This window comes from Massilia sp. 05N420, from assembly GCF_056397205.1.
Genome location: NZ_JBFTMX010000229.1, coordinates 1 through 397, shown reverse-complemented (window position 1 = coordinate 397; position 397 = coordinate 1). Strand labels below are relative to the sequence as shown.

Genomic DNA, 397 nt, shown 5'->3' with positions numbered 1-397 from the left:
GCAACACACCTGAGCAAACGCGCGTCGCACTGGAGGCTGCCGCCTCCGTTTTCGGACCTGGGGCGGTGGAAGACGATATTGCGCCTATCGCCGCCTCCGAAGATTTCGCCAGGCTCCTGGAGAAAGTTCCCGGTAACTTCGCCTTCATCGGCAATGGAGAGACGTCAGCTCCCCTGCATAATCCCAGCTATGACTTCAACGACAATGTGCTTGGGCAAGGGGCTGAATATTTCGTTGCCGTCGCGAGACAACGGCTGCGATAACGCTCACAATTCTTGCCGCAAATCGCGTTCTCATCGACAGGGTCGATGCCGGCGCCGAAACGAATGGTCAATCCACCTGCATATCGAGTTGCTGGGCAATGTTTTCATAGTGGCGGGATGAGGCGGCGTTGCCT

At 57.2% G+C, this 397-nt stretch carries 1 protein-coding gene; it reads left to right on the top strand.

Annotated elements, in window-relative coordinates; all coding sequences use genetic code 11:
* Nucleotides 1–263 (top strand): M20/M25/M40 family metallo-hydrolase (locus AC1DIX_RS28095; RefSeq protein WP_477328658.1); only part of this gene is annotated, 263 nt, incomplete at its 5' end.
* Nucleotides 264–397: the final 134 nt, after the last annotated feature.